The 6,264-nt window shown below is 37.2% G+C and carries 7 protein-coding genes; all 7 read right to left on the bottom strand.

From position 1 onward, the window contains the following. Positions 1-55: 55 nt before the first annotated feature. The 7 genes from frr to hslV all read right to left on the bottom strand — a co-directional run bounded on the left by frr (position 56) and on the right by hslV (position 6,156). Positions 56-613, bottom strand: coding sequence for a ribosome recycling factor (gene frr / locus V7124_RS00935; protein ID WP_335411627.1), 558 nt, complete (start codon positions 611-613; stop codon positions 56-58). After that, positions 613-1,338 carry a UMP kinase gene (gene pyrH / locus V7124_RS00930; protein ID WP_335411630.1) on the bottom strand — a complete coding sequence of 242 codons (726 nt, stop codon included), beginning with the start codon at positions 1,336-1,338 and terminating at the stop codon, positions 613-615. The genes frr and pyrH overlap by 1 nt, the downstream gene beginning before the upstream one ends. A gap of 105 nt (positions 1,339-1,443) precedes the next feature. After that, positions 1,444-2,325, bottom strand: coding sequence for a translation elongation factor Ts (gene tsf / locus V7124_RS00925; protein WP_335411632.1), 882 nt, complete (start codon positions 2,323-2,325; stop codon positions 1,444-1,446). A gap of 131 nt (positions 2,326-2,456) precedes the next feature. Continuing rightward, positions 2,457-3,161 carry a 30S ribosomal protein S2 gene (gene rpsB, locus V7124_RS00920; protein WP_335411634.1) on the bottom strand — a complete coding sequence of 235 codons (705 nt, stop codon included), beginning with the start codon at positions 3,159-3,161 and terminating at the stop codon, positions 2,457-2,459. Positions 3,162-3,356: 195 nt separating this feature from the next. Continuing rightward, complete coding sequence (gene codY / locus V7124_RS00915; protein ID WP_335411636.1) at positions 3,357-4,136, bottom strand: GTP-sensing pleiotropic transcriptional regulator CodY; 780 nt, start codon at positions 4,134-4,136, stop codon at positions 3,357-3,359. Between the two features lie 57 nt (positions 4,137-4,193). Next, complete coding sequence (gene hslU, locus V7124_RS00910) at positions 4,194-5,597, bottom strand: HslU--HslV peptidase ATPase subunit (protein ID WP_335411638.1); 1,404 nt, start codon at positions 5,595-5,597, stop codon at positions 4,194-4,196. Between the two features lie 16 nt (positions 5,598-5,613). Next, complete coding sequence (gene hslV, locus V7124_RS00905; protein WP_335411641.1) at positions 5,614-6,156, bottom strand: ATP-dependent protease subunit HslV; 543 nt, start codon at positions 6,154-6,156, stop codon at positions 5,614-5,616. Positions 6,157-6,264: the final 108 nt, after the last annotated feature.

Below are 6,264 nucleotides of genomic sequence, written 5' to 3'. Positions count from 1 at the left end.
GCTCCAATCAACAGGTTCTAAGAACAAAAGTATTATTAACACAGCCTTAAATTTATTAAACTTCCAAGATTTCTTTTTCTTTGTCTTTGGTTATTTGGTCGATTTTACTAATTTGTTCGTCTGTTAGTTTTTGGATATCTTCAGAATAACCACGAAGGGCGTCTTCGGTGATTTCTCCGTTCTTTTCTAGCTTTTTAAGGTCATCGTTTCCATCACGTCGGATGTTACGAATCGCTACCTTTGCTTCTTCCGATTCTTTCTTAACTAATTTCACTAGCTCTTTTCTGCGCTCTTCCGTCAATTGAGGAATAGCAATTCGGATTACTTGACCATCATTGGAAGGGTTTAAACCTAAGTCAGATTTAAGAATTGCCTTTTCAATCGCACCTAAAATTGACTTATCATAAGGCTGGATGACTAGGAGTCGAGCTTCTGGTACTGAAATTCCAGCCATTTGATTCACTGGTGTAGGTGCCCCGTAATAATCTATTGTAATTCTATCTAATAATGACGCACTAGCTCTCCCTGCTCGAATAGTTGCAAGCTCACGCGAATACGCTTGAATGGCTTTTGTCATTCTTTCCTTTGTTGTGGAAATCACTTGTTTTGGCATTAAATTTTCCCCCTAACAATCGTTCCAATTTTTTCACCCATTACTGCACGTTTAATATTTCCTTGTTCCATAATAGAGAAAACAATAAGCGGAATATCATTATCCATACATAATGAAGAAGCTGTTGAATCCATTACAGCCAATCCTTCTTTGATAACATCTAGGAACGTCAGAACGTCATATTTTGTTGCATTTGAATCAAGACGCGGGTCGGCAGAGTATACACCATCCACATTATTTTTTGCCATCAATATTACTTCAGCATCGATTTCAGCCGCTCTTAGTGCAGCAGTTGTGTCGGTTGAAAAATATGGATTTCCTGTACCTGCAGCAAAAATAACGACTCTCTTTTTTTCTAAGTGTCTCATTGCACGACGTCTAATATATGGTTCTGCAACTTGACGCATTTCAATTGAAGTTTGTACCCGGGATTCTATACCCAAGTGTTCCAAACTATCCTGAAGTGCTAAAGAATTCATCACAGTCGCAAGCATGCCCATATAATCAGCAGTTGCTCTGTCCATCCCCATTTCACTTCCAATTTTACCACGCCAAATGTTGCCACCGCCAACAACAACTGCAACCTCGACACCAAGTTCAGCAATTTCCTTTACTTGGCCAGCGATTGACTTAATAACGGATGGTTTAATACCGAAGCTTGTTTCTCCAGCAAGTGCTTCCCCACTTAATTTTAGTACTACGCGTTTGTATTTAGGACCGCTCATATGAACCTCCTTATTATGTATTTTTTATAAAAAACTCTTTAAAAATAGGGAACACATCGTGTTCCCTATTCAAAACATATTTCTAAGATTTTGCGCTGCGTTTGATTACTTTTTATTAATTTGATTCATAACTTCTTCAGCGAAGTTGTCTTCACGCTTTTCAATACCTTCGCCCACTTCGTAACGAATGAATTCACGTACAGTAGCGCCTTTTGATTCAACAAATTGACGAACTTTTTGATCAGGGTTTTTAACGAAAGTTTGGTCAAGAAGACATACATCTTCAAAATACTTACCAAGACGGCCTTCAACCATTTTTTCGACGATTTTTTCAGGCTTTCCTTCGTTAAGTGCCTGTGTAGTAAGAACTTGACGCTCGTGTTCAACTTCCTCTTGAGAAACTTGGTCACGAGAAACATATTTAGGTCTTAATGCTGCAATATGCATGGAAACATCTTTAGCAGCAGCAGCATCTGTAGTTCCTTCAAGAACTGTTAATACACTAATACGTCCACCCATGTGCAGGTAAGCACCAAAAGCATCATTATCTGTTTTTGATACTACAGTAAAACGGCGAAGTGATAATTTTTCACCAATTTTTGCAATGGCAGCATTGATATAATCAGCAACAGTCACTCCATTAATCGTTTGTGCAGAAACTTCTTCTACACTTGCAGGTTTGTTAGCAAGCAAATGTGCAGCTAATTCTTTTACAAGGTTTTGGAATGCTTCGTTTTTTGCAACGAAATCTGTTTCAGAGTTTACTTCTAAAATAACTGCATCGTTACCTTCAGCAACAACATACGTTAATCCTTCAGCAGCTATACGATCGCCTTTTTTCGCAGCAGATGCAATTCCTTTTTCACGAAGGAAGTCAATTGCTTTTTCCATATCACCGTTTGTTTCAGTTAACGCTTTTTTACAATCCATCATTCCAGCGCCAGTTTTTTCACGTAATTCTTTTACCATTTGAGCAGTAACTGCCATGATTAATTTCCTCCTTTAATACATATGTACATACAAATAGCTTAGCCATAGAGTGCTAAGATTAATCTTTAAAAAAAGGCGATAAAGGGTGCTCCCTGTTATCACCTTTTTATTTGTTCAAATCATATAAATTAAGCTTCTACAGCTACTTCTTCACCTTGTTTTGCTTCAAGGATAGCATCTGCCATTTTACCAGTTAAAAGCTTAACCGCGCGAATCGCATCGTCATTCGCAGGAATAACTACATCGATTTCGTCTGGATCACAGTTAGTATCAACAATTCCTACGATAGGAATGTTCAACTTCTTAGCTTCTGCAACAGCAATACGCTCTTTACGAGGGTCGATAATGAAAAGTGCATCTGGAAGTCTCTTCATATCCTTGATACCGCCTAAGAATTTTTCAAGGCGTTCTAGTTCTTTTTTCAATTGAACTACTTCTTTTTTAGGTAATACTTCGAAAGTACCATCTTCAGACATTCTTTCGATATCTTTTAAGCGACCAATACGCTTTTGGATTGTTTCAAAGTTAGTTAAAGTTCCACCCAACCAACGTTGGTTAACAAAGTACATACCAGAACGAGCTGCTTCTTCTTTAACAGAATCTTGAGCTTGTTTCTTAGTACCTACAAAAAGGATTGTTCCGCCATTAGCAGCAAGATCTTTAACCCAGTTATAAGCTTCTTCAACCTTCTTAACTGTTTTTTGAAGATCGATAATATAAATACCGTTACGCTCTGTGAAGATATATTTCTTCATTTTTGGGTTCCAACGGCGAGTTTGGTGTCCAAAGTGTACACCAGCTTCAAGCAATTGTTTCATTGAAATAACTGACATGTTTGTTTCCTCCTATGGTTTCGTTTTCCTCCGCTCGTTTCACTTTTAAACAGAAACTGTTATGAACAGCACCGGCTGCTTAAATCAACAAGCGTGTGTAATAACACCGTTTAATAATATAGCACATGCGCCAGCAACAATCAAGTTTTACTTCAGAAAAAAAACCCCGGTAAAACCAGGGATTTTTCATATCATTTAGTTAGATCTTAATTTGTCTAATTCAATAAGGAATTTATCGTTCAATACTTTGATATATGTTCCTTTCATACCAAGAGAACGAGATTCAATTACGCCCGCACTTTCAAGCTTTCTAAGTGCATTTACAATAACTGAGCGGGTAATACCCACACGGTCAGCAATTTTTGAAGCAACTAACAAGCCTTCATGACCATTTAATTCTTCAAAAATATGTTCAATTGCTTCAAGTTCACTGTACGATAATGAACTAATAGCCATTTGAACCACTGCCTTACTTCTAGCCTCTTCTTCAATTTCTTCTGACTTTTCACGTAAAATTTCCATACCGACAACCGTTGCACCATATTCAGCTAAGATAAGGTCATCATCATGGAACTTTTCTTGCAGTCTAGCAAGAATTAAAGTTCCAAGGCGTTCCCCACCGCCAATAATAGGAACAATTGTTGTTAACCCCTCACGGAATAACTCTCTATTTTCAACCGGGAATGCAGTATATGTGCTATCGACATCAAGGTTTGATGAAGTTTCCTGAATGGCAAAAAGGCCATTTGTATATTCTTCAGGAAACTGTCTGTCTTCCAACATTTTCTTCATACGATCATTCTCAATTTGTTGATTGATAGCAAAGCCTAAAAGCTTACCCCGTCGACTTACAACAAAAATATTAGCTTCTATCACTTCACTTAGTGTTTCAGACATTTCTTTAAAGTTTACTGGCTTGCCTGCCGCCTTTTGTAGCAATACATTAATTTTTCTTGTTTTTGTAAGTAAATCCATCTGTTTCTTCCTCCTAATTAACTGGAACCATTATTAAGTTTTATTAGTAAATCTAAATTATAGGATAAATTGGCTTAAATCTTTATTTTTCGATATTGCTTCGAGCTTATCATCAACATATTGTGGAGTAATGGTAATCTTCTCCATTGAAATATCGGGTGCTTCAAAAGACAAGTCTTCTAAAAGTTTTTCCAAAATGGTGTGAAGTCTTCTTGCTCCAATATTATCTGTATTTTGGTTCACTTCAAAAGCAATTTCAGCTATTCTACGAATAGCATCGTCAGAAAATTCAATTTGTATACCTTCTGTTTCCAATAATGCTTGATATTGTTTAATTAACGCATTATCTGGTTCAATCAAAATTCTAAAGAAATCCTCAACGGTTAATTTCGTTAATTCAACCCGAATTGGTAATCGACCTTGTAATTCTGGTATTAAATCTGATGGTTTTGACATGTGAAAAGCACCAGCTGCGATAAATAAAATATAATCTGTTTTAATTGAACCGTATTTTGTTACAACGGTTGAACCTTCAACGATTGGTAAAATATCTCGTTGGACTCCTTCGCGAGAAACATCTGCTGAAGATCCACCAGAATTTTTGCTAGCTATTTTATCAATTTCATCTATAAAGATGATACCCGTTTGTTCAGCACGGTAAACCGCTTCAGTTGTAACTTCATCCATATCAATTAATTTTGCTGCTTCTTCATTGGTTAAAACTTTTCTTGCTTCACGAACTGTTAATTTACGTTTCTTTCGTTTCTTCGGCATAAAACTGCTTAATGCATCCTGCATGTTCATACCCATCTGTTCCATTCCGGAGCCTTGCAGCATATCAAACATAGAAGGTGATTGCTCTTCAACATCGACTGTAACGATTTCTTCTTCTAATTGACCAAGAGCAAGTCTTTCCTTCACAATTTTTCTTTTTTCCGTTATCGAGTAATCTTCTTGATGATTTTCAGGTTCTGCTGTTGCATTTCCGCCACCGAAAAGCATTTCAAGTGGATTTTTGTAATTTTGCTGTTTCTTTGCAGATGGAACAAGTAAATCAACCAGCCTAGCATTTGCATTTTGCTCTGCACTTTCTTTGACAGATAACACTCTATCTTCTTTTACTAAACGGACAGATGTTTCAACGAGATCACGAACCATAGATTCAACATCACGACCCACATAACCGACTTCCGTAAATTTAGTCGCCTCTACTTTAACGAAAGGTGCACCAACCAGCTTTGCAATTCTCCGAGCAATTTCTGTTTTACCAACACCCGTTGGACCGATCATTAAAATATTTTTAGGAATAATCTCTTCGCGAAGTTTTTCGGTTAACATCCCACGTCTATATCGATTTCTAAGTGCCACTGCAACTGCTTTTTTTGCGTCCTTTTGTCCAATAATATATTGATCAAGTCTTTCTACAATCTGGCGCGGTGTTAGGTTGTCTTTATTAGCCATTGTTGGTCCCCTCCTCTTAGAGCTCTTCCACGATAATGTTATGGTTGGTATATACACAAATTTCAGCAGCTATTTCTAAAGAAGCCTTTGCGATTTCTTTTGCAGATAGATGGTCACCTGCATATTTCTTTAGAGAACGTCCAGCTGCTAACGCATAATTACCACCTGATCCGATTGCTAGAATTCCATCGTCTGGCTCAATCACTTCTCCTGTTCCTGAAACGAGGAGCAAATCTTCTTGATTCATGACAATTAACATTGCTTCTAGCTTTCTTAGCACTTTATCACTTCTCCACTGTTTAGCAAGCTCAACAGCGGCTCTTTGGAGGTTTCCGTTGTATTCCTCTAATTTCCCTTCAAACATTTCAAAAAGGGTAAATGCATCCGCAACAGACCCGGCAAAACCAGCCAATACCTTACCATTAAATATCTTTCTAACCTTTTTTGCTGTGTGCTTCATCACAACTGCATTACCAAATGTGACTTGGCCATCACCTGACATTGAACATTTACCATTATGATGGATTGCAAATATTGTCGTAGCATGAAATTGGTTCATCATTAATCCTCCTCTTGCATTTTTGATAACAAATTTATGTAACAAGAGATTGTCATAAATAGACAAGTGCATTACACTAGAATAGTATGAAAACTTTATTCATTTATT

Source organism: Neobacillus niacini, assembly GCF_036961885.1.
GTDB lineage: Bacteria > Bacillota > Bacilli > Bacillales > Cytobacillaceae > Neobacillus > Neobacillus niacini_H.
Note: the sequence above shows the minus strand (reverse complement) of the source record. Positions and strands in the feature narration are given on the sequence as shown.